Annotated in this window: 17 protein-coding genes; 5 read left to right on the plus strand and 12 right to left on the minus strand. The window is 74.0% G+C overall.

Translation table 11 applies throughout. The features are described 5' to 3' along the window. Position 1: 1 nt before the first annotated feature. Positions 2-964, minus strand: coding sequence for a proline racemase family protein (locus tag HNP84_RS27695; protein ID WP_185052934.1), 963 nt, complete (start codon positions 962-964; stop codon positions 2-4). A gap of 125 nt (positions 965-1089) precedes the next feature. Between HNP84_RS27695 and HNP84_RS27700 the strand changes: the two genes are divergently transcribed. Together HNP84_RS27700 and HNP84_RS27705 are read left to right on the plus strand one after the other, a co-directional pair. Beyond that, a complete protein-coding gene (locus HNP84_RS27700) occupies positions 1090-1569 on the plus strand; it encodes a Zn-ribbon domain-containing OB-fold protein (RefSeq protein ID WP_185052848.1) in 480 nt (159 codons plus the stop codon). Continuing rightward, positions 1566-2714, plus strand: a complete 1149-nt coding sequence (locus HNP84_RS27705; protein ID WP_185052849.1) for a thiolase C-terminal domain-containing protein — start codon at positions 1566-1568, stop codon at positions 2712-2714. The genes HNP84_RS27700 and HNP84_RS27705 overlap by 4 nt, the downstream gene beginning before the upstream one ends. A 37-nt stretch (positions 2715-2751) precedes the next feature. Here HNP84_RS27705 and HNP84_RS27710 read toward each other — a convergent pair whose 3' ends face one another. The 4 genes from HNP84_RS27710 to HNP84_RS27725 all read right to left on the minus strand — a co-directional run bounded on the left by HNP84_RS27710 (position 2752) and on the right by HNP84_RS27725 (position 9261). After that, entirely contained in the window at positions 2752-4890 is a 2139-nt protein-coding gene (locus tag HNP84_RS27710) for an acetate--CoA ligase family protein (protein ID WP_185052850.1), read from the minus strand. 1 nt (position 4891) lies between these two features. Continuing rightward, positions 4892-6061 carry an acyl-CoA dehydrogenase family protein gene (locus HNP84_RS27715; RefSeq protein WP_185052851.1) on the minus strand — a complete coding sequence of 390 codons (1170 nt, stop codon included), beginning with the start codon at positions 6059-6061 and terminating at the stop codon, positions 4892-4894. A gap of 1425 nt (positions 6062-7486) precedes the next feature. Further along, on the minus strand, positions 7487-8332 hold the full coding sequence (locus HNP84_RS27720) for a MaoC/PaaZ C-terminal domain-containing protein (RefSeq protein ID WP_185052852.1): 846 nt from the start codon (positions 8330-8332) through the stop codon (positions 7487-7489). 5 nt (positions 8333-8337) lie between these two features. Then, positions 8338-9261: an SDR family oxidoreductase gene (locus HNP84_RS27725; protein ID WP_185052853.1), complete on the minus strand. Its 924-nt coding sequence runs from the start codon at positions 9259-9261 to the stop codon at positions 8338-8340. A 298-nt stretch (positions 9262-9559) separates the two neighbouring features. On the opposite strand from HNP84_RS27725, the gene HNP84_RS27730 reads away from it, so the two are divergent. After that, on the plus strand, positions 9560-11038 hold the full coding sequence (locus tag HNP84_RS27730; RefSeq protein WP_312925817.1) for an MFS transporter: 1479 nt from the start codon (positions 9560-9562) through the stop codon (positions 11036-11038). Here HNP84_RS27730 and HNP84_RS27735 read toward each other — a convergent pair. Genes HNP84_RS27735 through HNP84_RS27755 form a run of 5 tightly spaced genes read right to left on the minus strand, consistent with a single transcriptional unit; the run spans position 11035 to position 15775 of the window. Next, positions 11035-12036 carry a proline racemase family protein gene (locus HNP84_RS27735; RefSeq protein ID WP_185052854.1) on the minus strand — a complete coding sequence of 334 codons (1002 nt, stop codon included), beginning with the start codon at positions 12034-12036 and terminating at the stop codon, positions 11035-11037. The two genes, HNP84_RS27730 and HNP84_RS27735, sit on opposite strands and share 4 nt — an antisense overlap. Positions 12037-12058: 22 nt before the next feature. Then, on the minus strand, positions 12059-12946 hold the full coding sequence (locus HNP84_RS27740) for a dihydrodipicolinate synthase family protein (protein ID WP_185052855.1): 888 nt from the start codon (positions 12944-12946) through the stop codon (positions 12059-12061). Beyond that, on the minus strand, positions 12943-14340 hold the full coding sequence (locus tag HNP84_RS56220) for an FAD/NAD(P)-dependent oxidoreductase (RefSeq protein ID WP_185052856.1): 1398 nt from the start codon (positions 14338-14340) through the stop codon (positions 12943-12945). The genes HNP84_RS27740 and HNP84_RS56220 overlap by 4 nt, the downstream gene beginning before the upstream one ends. Beyond that, positions 14337-14615 (minus strand): (2Fe-2S)-binding protein, encoded by a 279-nt coding sequence (locus HNP84_RS27750; RefSeq protein WP_185052857.1) that lies wholly within the window; start codon positions 14613-14615, stop codon positions 14337-14339. The genes HNP84_RS56220 and HNP84_RS27750 overlap by 4 nt, the downstream gene beginning before the upstream one ends. Next, complete coding sequence (locus HNP84_RS27755) at positions 14612-15775, minus strand: NAD(P)/FAD-dependent oxidoreductase (RefSeq protein WP_185052858.1); 1164 nt, start codon at positions 15773-15775, stop codon at positions 14612-14614. Before HNP84_RS27755 ends, HNP84_RS27750 begins: the two co-directional genes overlap by 4 nt. A gap of 162 nt (positions 15776-15937) precedes the next feature. Between HNP84_RS27755 and HNP84_RS27760 the strand changes: the two genes are divergently transcribed. Beyond that, on the plus strand, positions 15938-16951 hold the full coding sequence (locus tag HNP84_RS27760; protein ID WP_185052859.1) for a COX15/CtaA family protein: 1014 nt from the start codon (positions 15938-15940) through the stop codon (positions 16949-16951). Positions 16952-17132: 181 nt separating this feature from the next. Next, a complete protein-coding gene (locus HNP84_RS27765; protein ID WP_312925821.1) occupies positions 17133-17786 on the plus strand; it encodes a SanA/YdcF family protein in 654 nt (217 codons plus the stop codon). Here the strand turns inward: HNP84_RS27765 and HNP84_RS27770 are convergent. Continuing rightward, positions 17771-19060, minus strand: a complete 1290-nt coding sequence (locus HNP84_RS27770; protein WP_185052860.1) for a PrsW family intramembrane metalloprotease — start codon at positions 19058-19060, stop codon at positions 17771-17773. The genes HNP84_RS27765 and HNP84_RS27770 overlap by 16 nt on opposite strands. A 103-nt stretch (positions 19061-19163) precedes the next feature. Next, positions 19164-20105: a heme o synthase gene (locus tag HNP84_RS27775; RefSeq protein ID WP_185052937.1), complete on the minus strand. Its 942-nt coding sequence runs from the start codon at positions 20103-20105 to the stop codon at positions 19164-19166. Between the last annotated feature and the right edge of the window lie 119 nt (positions 20106-20224).

The following is a 20224-nucleotide window of genomic DNA, read 5'->3' on the forward strand; positions in this document are numbered from 1 at the left end:
CTCATCGCAGGGTGAACCCGGTGCCGAGCGGGTCGCGCGGGTCGAGGATGAAGCGGTGCTCCCCCGTGCGGTACGCCATGCCCGCGATCTCCGGGATCACCCCGCCGTCGCGCGCCTCCGCGACCCGGCCGCTGAACACGCTTCCCACGATGCTCTCGTGGGTGAGCGTCCCGGTGAACCCCTCTTCGTGCAGCAGCGCCAGCCGGGCCGCCGTGCCCGAGCCGCAGGGCGAGCGGTCCACCTCGCCGTCGGCGAAGACGGTGACGTTGCGCTGCCGCCCGGGGCCCAGCTCGTCGTGGAAGATCACGCCGTACACGCCGGACAGCCGCTCGTCGTCGGGGTGCCGGGTGGCGGGGTGGCCGGCCAGCGCCGCCTTGACGGCCCGGCCGGCCGCGATCAGCTCGCCCAGGCGCGCGGGCTCCACCGCGAGCCCGAAATCGGCGGCGCGCACGCTGGCGTAGATCGCGCCCCCGTAGGCGAGGTCGGCGTGCCCGCCGGGCACGGGGACCCGGCGCGCGAGCACGTAGGACAGCACGTTGCGGAACGTCACCTCCTCGACCCGCCCGCCCGAGCAGCGCACCCGGGCCGTGACCCGCCCCGAGGGCACGTCGATCACCACGTCGGTCTCGCCGTCGGGCGCGGCCTCGACCAGGCCCCGTTCCACCGCGTGCACCCCGAGCGCGATCGTCCCGTGCCCGCAGGCGGTGGAGTAGCCGTCCTTGTGCCAGAACAGCACCCCGAGGTGGGCGCCGTCGTCGTCGGGCGGCACCAGGAAGCAGCCGTACATGTCGGCGTGACCGCGCGGCTCGTGGCACAGCAGCCTGCGTACCCGGTCGATCGCGGGCGCGGCGGCGGCCTCGCGGCGGTCGAGCACGGTGGCCCCGGGTATCTCCGGCACCCCGGACAGCACGATCCGGAACGGCTCCCCGGCCGTGTGGTAGTCCACGGTACGGACCTCGCTCAAGTAAGTCACATACAAAGTGTGATGTATTACTGCGGCTTCGATGCAGGCGGGAGGGGCCTCGCCATTCTTAGAGTTGAGTTCTAGAATAAACCTCTAAGACCTGGCCCCCGGCCGCGAGGAGAACGATGAGCGTTCCGGCTCCACCCCCGCCCCCACCCGACGGCCCGCGCCCGCCCGTGCCCAAGCCGGTGCCCAAGCCGACGCCGGACACCCTGCCCTTCTGGGAGGGCGCCGCCGCCGGGGAGCTGCGGGTGCAGCGGTGCACGGCCTGCGCGCGGCACTACTTCTATCCGCGGCCCGCCTGCCCCAGGTGCGGCTCGCAGGACGTGGAGTGGGTCGCCACCGGCGGGCGGGCCACCCTGTACTCGTACGTGATCAGCCACCGGCCCGCCCCCGGCTTCGAGCACGAGGGACCGTACGCGATAGCCGTCGTCGAGCTGGAGGAGGGCGTGCGGATGATGACCAACATCGTCAACGTGGAGGCCACGCCGGAGAACCTGGTGCTCGACATGCCGCTGCGGGTGGTGTTCGAGGAGCGCGGCGGGGTGCGCCTGCCCCTGTTCGAACCCGCGTACGAGCCCGCGGCCGAGGCGGCGGAGGGATGAGCGTGCGGATCGTGATCGCGGGGGCCGCGGAGACCGACGAGCTGGGCAAGCTGCCCCACATGTCCGCCACGCAGCTCCACCTCCAGGCGGCGCGCAACGCCCTGGCCGACGCCGGGCTCGGCAAGGACGACATCGACGGCGTGGCCACGGTGGGCACGCCCGGCCCGATCCAGATCGCGCACGCGCTCGGCATCACGCCGGCCTGGCTGGACGGCACCGGCGTGGGCGGCTCGTCGTTCCTGTTCCACGTGCGGCACGCCGTCGCGGCGATCCGGGCCGGGCTGTGCCACACGGTGCTGATCACCCACGGCGAGTCGGGACGCTCGCGGGTGGGCGCGCCCCGTTTCGCGCCCGCGCCGGACTCGCTGCCGGGGCAGTTCGAGGCCCCGTACGGCGTGCTCGGCCCGGCCACCACGTTCACCCTGACCGCGCTGCGCTACATGAAGGAGACCGGGCTCACCCACGAGCAGCTCGCCGAGGTGGCCGTGGCGCAGCGGCGCTGGTCGCACCTCAACCCGCGGGCCATGATGCGCGAGCCGATCACCGTGGAGGACGTGCTCGCCTCCCGGATGGTCGCCTACCCGTTCCACCTGCTGGAGTGCTGCCTGGTCACCGACGGCGGCGGCGCGCTCGTCGTCACCTCCGAGGAGCGGGCGCGGGCGCTCGGCACGCCCAGGCCCCCGGTGTACGTGCTGGGCAGTGGCGAGTCCGCCGAGTCGCCGATCATCTCCCAGATGGAGGACTTCACCACGTCGGCCGCCTTCCGCAGGGCGGGCGAGGCCGCCTTCGCCGAGGCGAAGATCTCCCACGCCGACGTGGACCACCTGATGATCTACGACGCGTTCGCGCACGTGCCGATCTACGGCCTGGAGGACCTGGGTTTCGTGGGGCGGGGCGAGGCGGGCGCGTTCATCGCCGAGGGCCACACCTCGCCCGGCGGCCGGCTGCCGATGAACACCAACGGCGGCGGGCTGTCGTACACGCACACCGGGATGTACGGGATGTTCGCCATCCAGGAGTCGGTGCGCCAGCTTCGCGGCGAGGCCGCGGCACAGGTGCCCGGCGTGGAGGTGAGCGTGGTGCTGGGCAACGGCGGGATGTTCGCCAGCGCGGCCACGCTGGTCCTGGCCGACCGCGAGGGCTAGCCGCGTACGCGGCGGCGGCCGGGCGCCGCCGCCGCGCTCAGTCACGCCAGGTCACCAGGGCGTCCAGCGCCTCCACCCGGGAGCCGGTGACCAGCAGCGGGTTGATCTCCAGCGACTCCAGCCGGTCGCCGAGCCCCTGCGCGAACGCGGCGATCCGGGCCACGACCGCGGCGACCGCGCCGAGGTCGGCGGGCTCGGTGCCGCGGGCCCCCTCCAGCAGGCGGGCGCCGCGCAGCTCGCCCAGCGCCCGGCGCACCTCGGCGGCGTCCACCGGGAGCACCCGCAGGGCGGTGTCGCGCAGCACCTCGACCCAGACGCCGCCCAGGCCGACGGCCAGGGTCAGGCCCCAGCCGGGGTCGCGCACCACGCCGACCAGCAGTTCCACACCCCCCTTGGGGCGCTGCGGCTGCACCAGCGCGCCGCTCGCCTCGATCCCCTCCGGGACCGCCGCGACGACCTCCCGGTACGCCTTGCGCACCTCGTGCCCGTCGGCCAGCCCGAGCTTCACGCCCCCGATGTCGCTCTTGTGGCCGAGCCCTTCCGCGGCGACCTTCAGCACCACCGGGTAGCCGAACCGCTCGGCCGCGGCCACCGCCGACTCCTCGTCGCGGGCCAGTTCGGAGGGCACCACCGGGATGCCGCCCTCGGCCAGCAGGGCGGCCGCGCGGTGCTCGGCCCACAGGCCGCTCGCCCCCTCGGGCACCGCGACGGCCTTCGGGCGCGCCGGCTCGGCGGAGGCCGCCGCCCGTTCCAGCTCCGCGCGCCGGATCTCCGACCAGCGCACCGCCGCGCCGATGGCGGACAGGCCGTGCTCGATGCCGCCCGCGACGTACGGGTAGCCGGTCTCGGCCTGCACCCTGCGGCCGAACGGGCTGATGTCGGTGAGCACGTTGGAGACCACCACCACCGGCGTGGGCGAGGCGGCGATCCGCTCGGCGGCGGCCCGGTACGTCGCCAGGACCGGCGCCGGGTCGGGCGGCTCCGCCCGGGGCGGCTCCGACAGCAGCAGGACGGCGTCGATGCCGGGGTCGCCGGTCACGGCCTCCAGCGCGCGGCCGAGCAGCGTACGGTCGATGAGGACGTAGCCGGTGACGTCCAGCGGGTTCTGCACGGTCGCGAACGCGGGCACGATCCCGGCCAGCTTCGCCGCGGTCTCCGGCGCGAACTCCGGCAGCTCCAGGCCCTCGTCCTCGGCCCGGTCGGCGATGATCTCCGAGGCGCCTCCCGACGGAGTGACGACGCCGAGACGGCGGCCGGGGATCTCGCCCACCGCGTCCAGCAGCCCGGCCGTGATCAGCAGGTCCTCCAGCGAGCGCACCCGCAGCACCCCCAGGCCGCGGAACGCCGCGTCCACCACGTTGTCGTCGCCCACCAGCGCGCCGGTGTGGGCCTGGGCGGTGCGCGAGGCCAGCGAGCTGCGGCCGATCTTCAGCGCCACGATCGGCTTGCCCTTCAGCAGCGCCCTGCGCGCCACCCGGGCGAACTCGGCCGGATCGCGCACCGACTCCAGGAACAGCGCGATCACCTTGGTGGCGGGGTCGTCCACCAGGTAGTCGATCACGTCGGTGACGGTCAGCACCGCCTCGTTGCCCATCGAGGTGAGCAGGCTGATCCCGACGTTGCGCGCCTGGGCGAAGGCCAGCACCGAACTGGCCAGCGCGCCGCTCTGCAGCACCACCCCGACCGAGCCGCGCAGCAGCGGCGCCGGGATCGGCAGCCCGTACGGGGTGACGCCGGCCGCCGCGTTGATGTAGCCGTTGCCGTTCGGGCCGAGCAGCGCCAGGCCGTGCTCCCGGGCGAAGCCGGCCACCTCCCGCTCCAGCGCCGCGCCCTCGCCGCCCACCTCGCCGAACCCGGCGGTGAGCACCACATAGGCGCGCACGCCCAGCCCGGCGCCCTCGCGCAGGATCGGCAGCACCGCCCGCGTGGGCACCATCACGTACGCGAGGTCCACCGGACCGGGCACGTCCGACAGGCTGCGGTATGCGTCCTGCCCGTGGACCGTGCCGCCGCGCGGGTTCACCAGGTGCACCGGCCCCGCGAACCCCTGGGCCCGCAGGTTGCCGAAGGTGCTGACCGACCATCCGGACTTGTCCGTGGCGCCGACCAGCGCGATCGAGCGCGGGTTGAACAGGGCCCTGACGTCCGGCGCCGGAACGCCCGCCTGTGCCGTCATCTCACTCCCCGATGGTGCCGAGACGGGCGTGCCCGCGCAGCAGGTTGCGCGCTATCGTGCGCCGCTGGATCTCGTCGGTGCCCTCGAAGATGCGCAACAGGCGCAGCTCGCGGTACCACCGCTCGATCGGCAGCTCCTTGGTGTATCCCATGCCCCCGTGAATCTGCATCACCCGGTCCACCACCTGGTTGGCCATGATCGCCCCGTTCAGCTTGGCGATGGACGCGGCGTGCCGGGCGTCCCGGCCCTGCTGCACCTGCCAGGCGGCGTTGAGGGTCAGCCACTTGGCCGCCTCGATCTCGACCTGCGAGTCGGCGATCATCCACTGGATGGCCTGGTACTCCGCGATCGGCCGCCCCATGGACTTGCGGATCTTGGCGTAGTCGATGGCCATCTGCAGCAGCCGCTCGGCCGCGCCGACCGCCCGCGCGGGGATCATGTACCGCCCCTGCCCGATCCACTGCATCGCGAGCTGGAACCCCTGCCCCAGTTCCCCGAGGATGTTCTCCTCAGGGACCCGGACGTCCTCGAACACCAGCGACGCGGGCCCCCACTGCCCCATCGTCGGGATCGGCTCCGACTTCCACCCCATGTCCCGGTCCACCAGGAAGCAGGTCACCCCGCCGTTGGCGCCCTTCTCGGGGTCGGTCACCGCGAACACCATCACGAAGTCGGCCTCGTTGCCCCCGGTGATGAACGTCTTCTCCCCGTTGATCACCCACTCGCCGCCGTCCTTGACCGCCCGCGTCCGGATGTTGCGCGCGTCCGACCCGGCCCCCGGTTCCGTGATCGCGAAACACGACCGCCGCTCCCCCTCGATCGTGGGGATCAGGTACCGCCGCTTCTGCTCCTCGTTCCCGGCGTACAGGATGTTGTCCGCGCTGCCCCCGAAACTGAACGGCACGAACGTCCGCCCGGTCTCCATCGCGATGATCGCCGACATCACCGGCCCGAGCGCGGCCCCGCCGTACTCCTCCGGCGTGTTGATCCCCCAGAACCCCATCTGCCGCGCCTTGTCCCGCAGCCCCCGCAACACCTCCGGCTCGATCCCCGGCCGCCCCGCCCGCTCGTTCCGCAACACCTCGGGCTCCAGCGGCATGACCTCCTTCTCCACGAACGCCCGCACCGTGTCCCGAATCTGCCGCTCTTCCACACTGAGCCCGAAGTCCATGGCCGGGTCCTTCCGCCGTCCGACGTCATTTCTAGAATACGCCTCTAGAAGTAAATTCCACCCTGATCCGCCCACCGCCCCCTGTCAAGGCCCCAGCAGTGCGCACCCACCCCCAAGAGGAGCCGCGACAGGCAAAGCACAGCGGGAGAGCGCACAGCGCGAGAGCGCGGCCGCGCTTCGAAGGTTCCGCCCCCCAGCACCCGGTCATGTTCCTGGCCGTCGGGGTGATGGGCCTGAACCTGCTGAACGCCTTCAACCGCCGGCCGTCGATCGGCCAGAGCACCCCGATGGGCCTGGTCGCCCCGCCGCCGCCCACGACGCGACCGGCCCTCACCTCGGGTGTGAACCGCCGGCCTGTTCCCGCTGTCCGCTGCCGAGTTCGTGCCGGGCATCCGCAGGTTCCCAGCGCCCACGGCCCCGCGCCTCCACGTCCCGTTCTCGGGCTTCGCTCCCCTCGGTCTCAGGCTCCACGTTCCCTGCCCCACGCCGGCTCTCGTGCCAGGCGTCGTCGGCGGCCTCTTACGCCGCGCGCGTTCCGGCGTGACAGGTGCGCCCGCGGTGCCCTCCTGCGCTGCGAGCGGGGACGCGCAACCCCCAGGACCGGCCGGAACGGGAGGCCAACGGTGCGCGGTGCCGCCGAGGATACGCGCCAGGGCGCGAGGGGACGGTGGTGGTTGGGAATGGGACCGGCGAAGCGATCCGCCGCTACAGCCCTCACCCGCAGCGGCCCGAACGCTGCGGCGCACGCCGCGGACACGGCCCACAGGCCCACCGGGGCCGCCCACGCCACCCCGGCGCCGCACCCCGCGCAGCGGACGCTACGGCCACTCCATGGCCCACACCCCACCCGATGCCCCCACCAGGGCGCCGCGCCCCGCACACCGTGGAGGCTGCGGCAAGACGTCACAGAGACGGCCCACAGCCCACCTCCCCGCTCACCCCGGCGCCGCACCCCACCCTCGGACGCTGCGGCACACGCCACGGACACGGCCCACAGCCCCACCCCACACCCACCCCGGTGCCGCGCCCGCACTCCTGGGCCGTGCCGGGTCGGGGCGTCGCCGCCCCCGACAGGTCCCCGCGAGAGTGCCCGGGCAACGGGGGATCTTCCATAACGCGGTGTGGATGGCGGAGCATGTGCCGACGGGCGGCGTTCTCCCCTGCCTTCTGGGTGTGTCGCCGTTCGGGAGGAGGCGGCCGGAGGGCGTCGCGTTTCCGCAAGTTCCGGCATCCACCCCCATCCCGTCGGGCGCAAGATCCACCGTTGCCCGGACACTCCCTGCCTTCTCCTCGTGCGCACGCGCCGGGCCGCCTTGGAGGACGCCGTGGGCCCGGGGGCACGGCGGCGGGAGCGGCGGTCTTGTGGCGTGCGGCCCGGGGCGCGCCTGCTGCTGGGGGGAAGGGCGCCCTGGGCCTGGGGCGGGGCTAGATGAAGGTGGCGACGCCGTGGGAGATGGCGGGGCGGCCGTCGGGTTTGAGGGTTTGGAAGCGGGCCGTACGGTCGTCCACCCAGATGTTGATCGTCAGCGACTCGCCGGGGAAGACGGGGGTGGTGAAGCGGCCGGACATGGATCTGAAGCGGGACGGGTCGCCGTCGGTGAGGGCGTGGAGGAGGGCTCGGCCGGTGACGCCGTACGTGCACAGGCCGTGCAGGATGGGGCGGTCGAAGCCGGCTCGGGCGGCGAAGGCGGGGTCGGAGTGGAGGGGGTTGCGGTCGCCGGACAGGCGGTAGATGAGGGCCTGTTCGGGGCGGGTCTCGTAGGTGAGCTTGTGGTCGGGGGCCCGGTCGGGCTCCTCCCAGGTGGTACGGGGGCCGCGGTCGCCGCCCCAGCCGCCCTCGCCGCGGATGAACACCGAGCTGCGGGAGGTGATCATGGGGTCGCCGGTGGCGGCGTCCACGGCGGCCGCCTCGGTGACGACCAGGGCGCCGGAGCCCTTGTCGTAGATGCCGGTGACCTTGGAGGTGGTGCGTACGGTCCCCTCGGGCGGGAGTTCGCGGTGCAGTTCGAAGGACTGCTCGGCGTGGACGAGCATGGCGGGGTCGAAGTCGCCGAACCTGCGGCCGAGGGGGGCCTGGGCGGCCAGGACGGCGAAGGTGGGCAGCACCCGCTGCCGTACGCCCGCGGAGTTCTCGGTGGTGAAGGGCAGCTCGCGCAGCGGGTCGCCGAGGCCGGCGCCCACGCCGACGGCGTACAGGAGGGTGTCCTTGGAGGTCCAGGAGCGCTCGTACGGCTCGCTCTCCACCCCGATGACGTCGTGGTCCAGCGGCATGCCGATCAGCCCTCCCGTCCGGGGATCACGCCGTCCTGCCGGGCGTTGGGGGCGGCCTTCTCGACCAGGCCGGGGATGACGGCGCCGAGTTCGGCGGGGTCCCAGCGGGCGCCCTTGTCGGCGCCGGGGCCGGCGTGCCAGCCCTCGGCGACGCTGATCATGCCGCCGCGCACGTTGAACACCCGGCCGGTGATGCCGCGGGCCTCCTCGCTGCCCAGCCACACGACCAGGGGGGCGATGTTGTCGGGGTGGCCGGCGTCGAACTCGCCCTCGGCGGGCCGGCGCCGGCCGGGCATGAGGTTCTCGGTCATGCGGGTGAGCGCGGCGGGCGCTACGGCGTTGACCGTGACGCCGTACCTGGCCAGCTCCTGGGCGGCGATGACGGTGAAGGCGGCGATGCCGGCCTTGGCGGCGCCGTAGTTGGTCTGCCCGGGGTTGCCGTAGATGCCGGACGACGAGGTGGTGTTGATGATCGCGGCCTCCACCTGCTCGCCGGCCTTGGCCCGCTCCCGCCAGTACGCCGCCGCGTGCCGCGTCGGCGCGAACGTGCCGCGCAGGTGCACCCGGATGACGGCGTCCCACTCCTCGGCGGTCATGTTGACCAGCATCCGGTCGCGCAGGATGCCGGCGTTGTTGACCAGCACGTGCAGCTCGCCGAAGTGGTCGATGGCGGCCTGGATCAGCCGCCGCGCGCCCTCGAAGTCCGCGACGTCCTCGCCGTTGGCGATGGCCTCGCCGCCCATCGCGCGGATCTCCTCCACGACCTCGCCGGCGGGCCCGGTCGAGGACCCGGTGCCGTCCACCTCCGCGCCGAGGTCGTTGACCACGACCCGGGCGCCCTGGCGGGCGAACTCCAGCGCGTGCCCTCTGCCGATCCCCCGCGCCGCCCCGGTGACGATCACCGTGCGGCCGGCCGCGATCCCGTTCATCCGATCTCCCATCGAACGCTCCGGACCCAGAGTGGAACATAGTTCTAGAACGCTGAGCGTTTCCCACGCCGGACCCGATGTCAACACCGAACCTTCGCCAACCGTGCCGTTCCCGCAGGCAGGAGGGGCCACCGGGCTCCGGCGCACATCCGGGCGCCCTGGCGCGCCTCTCACCGGCCCCTTGGGCGGGCCGGACGAGGTTGGTCCACTCACCGCCCTCTGTCGCGAATGTAATTCTAGTATTAGACTTCAAGAACTCCGGTGTGCGCCACCCCCCAGACAGACGGGAGCCTGCGAGGTGACTTCGGTACGGGAAGAGGTCACCGCGGGCGGCGAGGAGCGGAGCATCGGCTACGCCTGGCGGGTGGTCTCGGTGGTCGGCCTGGCCGGCGTGCTCACCGCGCTGGGCGGCAGCGCCCTGAACGTGGCCCTGCCGCAGGTGGTGCAGCAGACGGGCGCGAGCGCCGCCGCCGCGAGCTGGATCCTGCTGTCCTTCCAGCTCACCACGACCACGCTGATGGTCGCCTTCGGCCGCATGGCCGACATGTTCGGACGGCGCGCGATGTACCTGGGCGGCCTGGCCACCTACACCGCGGCCAGCCTGCTGGCCGGGTTCGCGCCCGACCCGTGGCTGATCGTGGCGCTGCGGGTGTTCCAGGCGGCGGGCACGGCGATGCTGCTGACCAACAGCGCCGCGCTGATCACCGACGCGTTCCCCCGCGCCCGGCTGGGCGAGGGCATGGGCGTCTACACCGCCTGCTTCTCCATCGCCCAGCTCATCGGGCCGACCATGGGCGGCTTCCTGGCCGAGCATCTGGGCTGGCGCTGGGTGTTCTGGTACAACGTGCCGATCGGCGTGGGCTGCCTGGCCTGGGACGCGTACGTGCTGCGGCGCACCCGGCCGCGTCAGACCGAGCGCGGCATGGACTGGCCGGGCAACCTGCTGGTGCTGCTGTGCCTGGGCGGCCTGCTCATCGCGCTGTCGGAGGTCAGCAGGCGCGGCTGGCACGACCCGCTGATCCTGGCGGGCCTGGCCGGGTTCGCGGTCACCCTGCCGCTGTTCCTGCTGGTGGAGCTGCGGCACCGCCGCCCGGTGGTGGACCTGCGCATGTTCCGGCAGGCGGCGTTCGCGCTGGGCACCGCGGCCTCGTTCCTGGCCTCGTGCGCCCGGGTCGCGGTGGTGCTGCTGCTGGCCCTGTTCTTCCAGGCCGTGCACGGCGACGACCCGGTCACGGCCGGGCTGAAGATCCTGCCGCTGGCGGTCGCGGCGATGGTCGCCTCGGCCGGGTCGGGGTTCCTGCAGCGGCGGCTCAGCGCGCGCACGCTCGCCGCGGCGGGCAGCGGCCTGGTCACGCTGGGCCTGCTGGCGCTGCTCGCCACGATCTCCCCGGACGCGCCCTACCCGCTGCTGGGCGCGGCCCTGCTGGTCATCGGCCTGGGCTCGGGCACGTTCCTGCCGTCCAACACGGTGGTGCTGATGGACGGCATGCCGGCCGGCCGCGTGGGCATCGCCAACGCGATGCGGCTCATGCTGCAGAACACCGGCATCGTGGTCGGCACCGCCCTGGCCCTGTCGATCATCACGGCGCCGCTGCCCGCCGACCTGCACGACGCGGTGTTCGCCGGGACGCTGCACGACGTCTCCGGCCCCGCCACCGCCCAGCTCGCGCTCGGCTACCGCTGGGCGCTGGCGTGCATGGCCGCGGTCTCGGCGCTGTGCACGCTCACCTGCCTGGGCAGGCGGCGCGCGGGCCGGCGGGCCGCCGCGGGCCGCTAGAGGACGAAGCCCTCGGGGAAGGGGTCGCGCGGGTCGAGGAAGTACTGCGCGGTGCCGGTCACCCAGGCCCGCCCGGTGATCGTGGGCACGACCGCCTGCCTGCCCGCGACCTCCGCCTCGGCCACCAGCCGCCCCACGAACCGGGTGCCGATGAACGACTCGTTGACGAAGTCGGCGCCGAGCTCCAGCTCGCCGCGGGCGTGGAGCTGGGCCATGCGGGCGCTGGTGCCGGTGCCGCACGGCGAGCGGTCGAACCAGCCCGGGTGGATGGCCATGGCGTGCCGCGAGTGCCGGGCGTCGGAGCCGGGGGCGACGAACTGCACGTGGTGGCAGCCGCGGATGCCCGGGTCGAGCGGGTGCACCGGCTCGTCCTGCTCGTTGATCGCCGCCATGATGGCCAGCCCGGCGTCCAGGATCTGCTGCTTGGCCGCCCGGTCGAACGGCAGCCCCACCGACTCGATGTCCAGGATCGCGTAGAAGTTGCCGCCGTACGCCAGGTCGTAGCCGACCTCGCCCAGGCCCGGCACCTTCACCGTGCGCTCCAGGCCGACGCTGAAGGCGGGCACGTTCTGGATCGTGACCGCGGTCGCCGCGCCGTCCTCGACCTTCACCTCGGCGACCACCAGCCCGGCGGGGGTGTCGAGGCGGATCGTGGTGACCGGCTCCACGACCGGCACCATGCCGGTCTCGACCAGCACGGTCGCCACCCCGATCGTGCCGTGGCCGCACATCGGCAGGCAGCCGGAGACCTCGATGTAGACCACGCCGTAGTCGGCGTCGGGCCGCGTGGGCGGCTGCAGGATCGCGCCGCTCATCGCGGAGTGGCCGCGCGGCTCGTTCATCAGCAGCCTGCGCACGTGGTCGAGGTTCGCCATGAAGTGCTCGCGGCGCTCGGCCATGGTCGCGCCGGGGATCACGCCGATCCCGCCGGTGATCACCCGCGTGGGCATGCCCTCGGTGTGCGAGTCGACCGCGTGGTAGACGTGGCGCGTTCTCACCTGTGACTCCCCTCCCCGGTTCCTAGCGCAGTCCCTCGGCGAGGGCCTTCTCGGTGGCCGCGCGCACCGCGGCCTCCTGCTCGGGCGTCAGCGGCACCCGCGGTGGCCGGCACGCCCCGCCCCTGCGCCCGGCCAGGTCCATCGACAGCTTAATGGCCTGCACGAACTCGGTCTTGGAGTCCCAGCGCAGCAGGGGGTGCAGCAGCCGGTACAGCGGCAGCGCGGTCTCCAGGTCCTTGGCGACCGCGGCGCGGTACAGGGCGACGCAGGAGGCGGGCAGCGCGTTCGGGTAGCCGGCCACCCAGCCGGCCGCGCCGGCCAGGCACAGTTCGAGCAGCACGTCGTCGGAGCCGACCAGCAGGTCCAGCCCCGGGGCCACCTCGGCCAGCTCGTACGCCCTGCGCACGTCGCCGGTGAACTCCTTCACCCCCACGATCAGCCCCTCGCCGTGCAGCCTCGCCAGCAGCGCCGGGGTGAGGTCCACCTTGGTGTCGTAGGGGTTGTTGTACGCCACGACCGGCACGCCCGCCTCGGCCACCTCGCGGTAGTGCCCGAGCACCGCGCGCTCGTCGGCCCGGTAGGCGTTGGGCGGCAGCAGCATCACCGCGCCGCACCCCGCGTCGCGCGCCTGCTCGGCCCACCTGCGCGCCTCGGCCGCGCCGTACGCCGCGACGCCGGGCATGACCCGCTCCGGGCCGACGGCGGCCACCGCGGTCTCCACCACCCGGGCCCGCTCCTCCGGGGTGAGGGTCTGGTACTCGCCCAGCGAGCCGTTGGGCACGACGCCGTCGCAGCCGTTGGCCACCAGCCAGCGGCAGTGCTCGGCGTATGCGCCGAAGTCGGGGGATAGATCCTCGTTCAGCGGCAGCGCGGTGGCGACGAGCACGCCGTGCCACGGAAGGGTCGTCATCGAATCTCCTTTGGGGGTGCTTGCCCGGGTTCGGTCCCGGAGTCGGGGGGTGCGGCGAGGTCGCCCAGGCGTACGGGCTGGGCGATCGGGCGGCGGGGCGGCGCGGGCGGCTCGCCGGCCAGGGAGGCGATGGCGTGGCCGCACACCCGGCCCTGGCACCAGCCCATGCCGGGGCGGGCCAGGAGCTTGATCGCGCGGGCGTCGCGGGCGCCCAGCCTGCGGGCCTCGGCGACGCGGGAGTACGGCACCTCCTCGCAGCGGCACACGATGGTGCCGGGACGCAGCCAGGAGTGCCAGCCGTCGCGTACGGGATAGGCGCGCTGGAGCGCGGCGGCGAAGGCCGCGAGCCGGTCGCGGCGCCGCGGCAGCGCGGGCGCGGGGGCGACGCGGCGGCCCAGGTCGGCGGCCACCGCGCGGCCCGCGATCAGGCCCTCCAGCTCGGCCAGCTCGGCGCCGCCGATCCCGGTGCTCTCGCCCGCCGCGTACACGCCGGGGACGCTGGTGCGCATGCCGGCGTCCACAGTGACGACCGGGCCGCCGTCGGCTCCGGGTCCGGTGGCGCAGCCGAGCTGGACCGGCAGGTCGAGCTGGGGCACGAAGCCGTAGCCGACGGCGAGCGTGTCGCAGGCGACCGTGCGGGTGCGCAGGGGCCGCCAGTTCGCGTCCACCTGGGCGAGGGTGACGCCGGTCAGCTCGCGCTCGCCGTGGGCGGCGACGACGGCGACGCCGCCCCGGAAGGGCACGCGGTGGCGCAGCAGCGCCAGCCCGTACGCCGCCGCCTCCGCGACCTTGCCGGGCAGCGGCCGGGCCCGCAGCGCGATGGCGGCCAGGGGGTTGGCCTCGTACACGCCGAGCACGTCCGCGCCGGCGGCGGCGAGCCCCGCGCCCACCGGCAGCAGGAACGGCCCGGTGCCCGCCACCACGATCCGCCGCCCGGCCGCCACCAGGTCGCCCTTGAGCAGCGCCTGCGCGCCGCCTGCGGTGAGCACGCCGGGCAGGTCCCAGCCGGGGAAGGGCAGCGACCGGTCGTAGGCGCCGGTGGCGATCAGCAGCCTGCGGGCGGTGACGGTGACCGGCCGCTCCTCGCGGTCGCCCGCCAGGCAGCGCACCACCACCCCGTCGGCGCCGCGCTCCACCGACCAGACGCGGTGGTTCAGCCGCACGTCGGCGCGCGCGGTGACGTCGGCGGCCAGGCGCAGGAACCGGCCGAAGCCGTGGTGCAGCGCGCCGGGGCGGGCGGCGTGGAAGCCCTCGGCCGGGTGCCGGAAGTACTGGCCGCCGAGCCGCGCGCCGGAGTCGAGCAGGACCACGCTCAGCCCGGCCCGAGCCGCGGCGGCGGCCCCGGCGAGCCCTGCGGGGCCGCCGCCGACGACGGCGAGATCGTACCCGTTCACGAGGTGGTCACCTCATCCCCGGGGCGTGCCTGGGTGGAGCAGGCGCGCAGCGACGGCGTGCCGTTGACGGTGAGCAGGCAGTCGAAGCACACGCCGATGCCGCAGAACAGGCCGCGGGGCCTGCCCTCGAAGCGGGTGGTGCGCCAGGAGCGGATGCCGGCGGCGTGCATGGCGGCGCCGATGCTCTGGCCGGGCACGACCGGCACCGGGCGGCCGTCCACGGTGATCTCGAAGGCGGGCTCTGGCCGGGCGCCGACCAGCCGTTGGGGTGTCATGCGTTCTCCGCGGCGAATCTGGCGGGCCCGAACGGCCCGGGATCAACGTCGGCGAGTCCGTCGCGGCCGGGGAGGCCGGCGAGGCCGTCGCGGGCCTCCGTGATGGCCGCGGCGACGAGGCGGCCGGTGGCGGGCGCGAGGCCGATGCCCGCGCCCTCGTGGCCGCAGGCGTGGTGCAGGCCGGGCGCGCGCGGGTCGGGCCCGATGACCGGCAGGTGGTCGGGGCAGTAGGGGCGGAACCCGCAGTACGCCCGGATCACCTTGCGCTCGGCCAGGGCGGGGAACAGCGCGACCGCCTGCTCGGCGAGCCGCCGCAGCACCGGGACCGACATGGTGCGGTCGAAGCCGACCCGCTCGCGGCTGGCGCCGATCAGCACGGTGCCGGAGGGCGTGCCCTCGACCACGGCGCTGGTCTCCAGCCCGGAGGAGTCGCTGGCGACGTTGGTGACGTACGCGGCGGTGTAGACCTTGTGCAGGATCAGCGGCTCGGGCAGCGGTTCGGTGACCAGGATGAAGCCGCGCCTGGGCAGCACCGGCAGGTCCACCCCGGCGAGCGCGGCGACCTCGCCGCCCCAGGTGCCGGCCGCGTTGACGACGGCGCCGGCGGGGATGTCGCCGCGGGTGGTGCGCACGCCGGTGATCCGGCCGCCGGAGGTCAGGAACCCGGTGACCTCGGTGCCCGGAAGGAACCGGGCCCCGCTCGCGCGCAGCAGGCGGGCGGCGGCCAGCATCGGCTGCACCTGGGCGTCCTGCGGGTAGAACACGCCGCCCGCGAGGTCGCGCGTGAGATGCGGCTCGTACGCGGCCAGCCCGGCCGCGGAGACCGCGGTGTGCTCGACGCCGCGCTGGGTGCGGGCCAGCCCGGTCAGCGCGGCCAGGACCTCGTCGGTCTCGGCGACGACCAGGCCGCCCTTGGCCTCGAACTCGAACCCGCCGACCTCGGCGTCCAGCTCCCGCCACAGCCGGTTGGACAGCAGGGCGAGCTCCAGCTCCGGCCCCGGTTCCTTGTCGGAGACCAGGACGTTGCCCTCGCCGGCGCCGGTGGTGCCGCCGGCCACCGAGCCCCGCTCGACGACGGTCACGTCCAGCCCGGCGCGCGCCGCATAGTAGGCGCAGGCGGCCCCGACGACCCCCGCCCCGATCACCACGACATCCGGCACTCCCGCCTCCTTCCCTCTCAATAATATGTCACATCACACCACGTGCCACCCGCCTGGCCGCATCCGGCCACCCGGGCACGCGTATCACTCCACAGCGCGTCCATATCGGCTCCATACCGGGGAGACGGGGTGAAGGGGGAACCGGTCGTATCCGCGCCTACCATGTGTGCCGTGACCCGCATCATCGACCAGGTGCGCGCCCGCGCGACCGCCCTGTTCCACTCGTTCTGGACGCCGACCCCCGACACCATGCGCCGGTGGGCGGTGGTCGCGGTCGCCGTCAACGTGCTCATCACCGTGACGGGCGCCACCGTACGGGTCACCGGCTCCGGCCTGGGCTGCCCCACCTGGCCGCGCTGCACCCCCGACAGCTTCACCCCGGTGCCCCACCCCGACGTCTCCGTGGTGAACATGCTGATCGAGTTCGGCAACCGGACCCTGACGGGCCTGGTGGGGGCCGTGGCCGTGGTCTGCGTGCTGGCCGCGCTGCGCCTGCGCGAGCGCCGCCGCGACCTGGTCCACCTTGCCTGGCTCCAGGTCGCGGGCGTGCTGCTCCAGGCCCTGTGGGGCGGCGTCGTGGTGCAGACCCTGCTGAACCCGGTCACGGTCAACCTGCACTTCCTGTTCTCGATCGGGCTCATCGCCGCCGCCTACGCCCTGTACGCCCGCTCGGTCGAGGGCGACGGCGCGCCGCAGCGGCTGGTGCACCGCGACATCCGCACCCTCGGCTTCGTGCTCGTGGCCGCGGTGCTGGTGCTGATCGTGGCCGGCATGGTGGTCACCGGCACCGGCCCCCACTCCGGCGACGAGCTGGCCGGCCGGTTCCCCTTCGACATCGAGACCGTGGCCCGCATCCACGCCGACACCGTGTGGATCGTGATCGGCCTGACGTTCTCGCTGCTGTTCGCCCTGCACGTCACCGACGCCCCCGGCCGCGCCCGGCGCGCCGCGCTGGTGCTGTTCGGCGTCGAGCTGGCCCAGGGCGTGATCGGCTACGTGCAGTACTTCACCGCCGTCCCGGCCGCCCTGGTGGCCGCGCACGTCCTGGGCGCCACCCTGGTCTGGATCGCCACCCTCCGGGTCGTGTACATGATGCGCTCCCGCGGCCCCCTCGGCACCCCGGCCCCGCCCCGCGAGACCGACGACGAGCGGACCCCTCTCAGCGCCTCCGCCTGACACCCCCTCCCCCAGGCGTCCCATCGAGCACACGCGATGGAAATGGGGTCTTATGGGAGAGTAGGTCCGCCACTCCCCCACCGGCCGGAGGTGCCAACTGCCGGATATTTCGCGAAAGCTGTCGCTGCCCCTCCCCCGGCCCTCGCGGCGTGCCCTGCGGCTGGGGTTCCAAGGGCTCGTCGTGCTCAGCGTGCTGGCCATGGCTCCGCAGACCTGGGCCTGGCTGTCCAGCTCCGGCCACCGCACCGTCGCCGAGGCGCGGCCCGGCTGGGCCGCCGCGGTGCCCGAGGCGCCGGTCGCGCTGGTGCTCGGCGCGGGCATCCGCGACGGGGCGCCCACGCCGATGCTGGCCCGGCGGCTCGACATCACCGCCGAGCTGTACCGCGCGGGCAGGGTGCGGGCCGTGCTGCTGTCGGGCGACAACAGCCGGGCGGGCTACGACGAGCCCACGGTCATGCGCGACTACCTGGCCGCCCGGCGGGTGCCCGCGGAGGCGATGGTGCTCGACTACGCCGGATTCGACACCTGGGACTCCTGCGTCCGCGCCCGTGAGGTGTTCGGGGCGCGCAAGGTGACCGTGGTCACCCAGGCGTTCCACCTGCCGCGGGCGGTCACGCTGTGCCGTACGGCCGGCCTGGACGCGCACGGCGTGGGCGACGACTCCGCCGAGCGGTTCGCCGCCGCGACCTACGTCTACGGCGCCAGGGAGTTCCTGGCCTCCGCCAAGGGGTTCCTGGACTCGGTGGTGCTGGACTCGCGCCCGCGCTTCCCCGGCCCCCGCGAGACCACGCTGGAGCGGGCGCTCGCGGGCTCGCCGGGTCAGCGCGGCGGCTGACCCGGCCCGCCGTACGGGCCCGCGCCGTACGGCCCGTGCGACGGGCGCTGCGGCCACTGCCCGGGAGGCGGCTGGGACGGCTGCTGCGGCCACTGCCCGGGGGGCGCCTGGGGCGGCTGCTGCGGGCCGAACCGGACGACCCGCGACGGCGGGGCCGGCAGGCTGGCCCGCGCCGCCCGCATGCACTCCAGCAGCGCGCGCTGCTCCTCGTAGAACACGGACTCGCCGACCCCGCCGCGTGAGGCACGCTCGTGCAGCAGGCCCAGCTCGGTCGCGGCGAGCTGGTAGTCGCTCATCGCGCGCAGCCCGGCCCGCCCGCCGTGGGCCTTGCTCCACTGCCGGGCGTGCCGCCGCGCGGGCAGCGAGGACAGCATGGTCACGTCGGCCCCGCTGATCAGCCCGGTCGGCTCGTACGGCGGCAGGTAGCGCTGCAGCAGCGCCACGATCCGCCGCCGGTCGCGGATCACCAGGCCGATCAGGGTGAACAGCACGGCCATCAGCACCAGGTAGGCCACGACCAGCCCGGGGAAGCCGCCGTAGGTGGCCAGGCCGTTCCACAGCCCGTGCAGCAGCATCGCGCCGACCCACCCGGCCAGCAGGATGAACACCCGGCCGGGGCCGTGGCGATGGGCCGCCCACGCGACGGCCACGCCGATCATCGAAGTGAACAGCGGGTGCGCGAAGGGCGAGAGCACCCCGCGCAGCACCACGGTGACGGCCAGGCTCTGCACCGCCACCGGCCCGCTCTGCGCGGCGACGTAGTAGCTGACGTTCTCGGACATCGCGAAGCCCAGGCCGACCATGCTGGCGTAGATGATGCCGTCGGTGGGGCCGTCGAGCTCCTGCCTGCGGAACCTGAGCAGGCCGAGCAGCACCAGGCCCTTCATGGTCTCCTCGACCAGCGGCGCGCCGAAGGTCGCCGCGATGCCCCGGGCGTCGTCGAGCTCCAGGTTGGCGGCGTGGGAGATGTACAGCAGGCCGACCGAGTTGATGATCCCGGCGGCCAGCACGGCGATGCCCGCGCCCCAGGCGAAGGCGAAGATCAGGTTGCTGCGCGGCTCGGGCTCCAGGCGGTCCAGGCCGAGCACCGCGGCCAGCAGCAGCGGCACCGGGGCGATGGCCAGGATCAGCGCGATCACGAACCTGACCGGCTCGCCGTCGAGCAGGTCGAAGGAGAACGAGGCGAGCGCGCACAGCCCGGCCAGGACGAGGCCGACGATCAGTCCGACCGAGGGGCGCTCCTTGAACACCCATCGAGGATCACGGATCGTCATGTGGCGAGCGTAACCGATCAGGTACCACCTGTCCGCCCCGCGCTGCCCGGTCGTCCGGGTCAGGACAGGGCGGCGCCCGCGGCGACGGCGGGCGTACCAGGGGTCATACCAGCAGGGAATCGATGGCGACGGTCAGGAACAGCAGCGCCAGGTAGGCGTTGGACCAGTGAAAGAACCGCATGGGCCGCAGGGCCACGCCGGTCTTGCCGGCGTTGACCCGGCCGAGCAGGCGGTGCACCTCCCACAGGCAGGCCGCGCCGAGCGCGAGCGCCACCACCGGGTAGAGCAGGGTGGTGCCGGCGACCGGCCACAGCAGCAGCGAGCACAGCACGGTGGCCCAGGTGTAGGCGATGCTCTCCAGCACCACGCGGCGCTCGGTGGCGACGACGGGCAGCATGGGCACCGACGCGGCGGCGTAGTCCTCGCGGTAGCGCATGGCCAGGGTCCAGGTGTGCGGCGGGGTCCAGAAGAACACCACGCCGAACAGCACGACCGGGGCCCAGTCGAGGCCGCCGGTGATGCCCGCCCAGCCGATCAGCACCGGCATGCAGCCGGCGATGCCGCCCCACACGACGTTCTGGGCGGTGCGCCGCTTGAGGTACATCGAGTAGACGAAGACGTAGAACAGGTTGGCCGCCAGCGACAGCAGCGCGGCCAGCCAGTTCACCGTCAGGCCCAGGCCCGCGGTGGAGATCGCGCCCAGGGCGACGCCGAAGACGAGCGCGCCGCGCGGCGAGACCTGGTGCCGGGCCAGCGGCCTGCGCCGGGTGCGGCGCATGGCGGCGTCGATGTCGCGGTCGATGTAGCAGTTGAGCGCGTTGGCACTGCCCGCCGAGAGGGTACCGAACACGAGGGTGGCGATGGCCAGCCACGGGTCCGGCAGGCCGCGCGCCGCCAGGAACATGACGGGGAGCGTGGTGATCAGCAGGAGCTCGATGATCCGCGGCTTGGTCAGCGCGATGTACGCCTTGACGAGCGCGCCGATCGTGCGCGGCGGCGGCCCGGCCTCCTGAGCGAGGTCGGGCTGCGGGGTCGCCGGCGCGATCGCCGGGGGCGTGCCGGGCGATTCGGCCGGCCGCCGGAACGTTGTGTGGTTCGTCAGCGTCAAGGGGCTTCCAGGACGTGCGGGGTCAACGCGTAACCTCTGGTTAAGAGCGGATCCGT

This window comes from Thermocatellispora tengchongensis, assembly GCF_014202315.1.
Lineage (GTDB): Bacteria > Actinomycetota > Actinomycetes > Streptosporangiales > Streptosporangiaceae > Thermocatellispora > Thermocatellispora tengchongensis.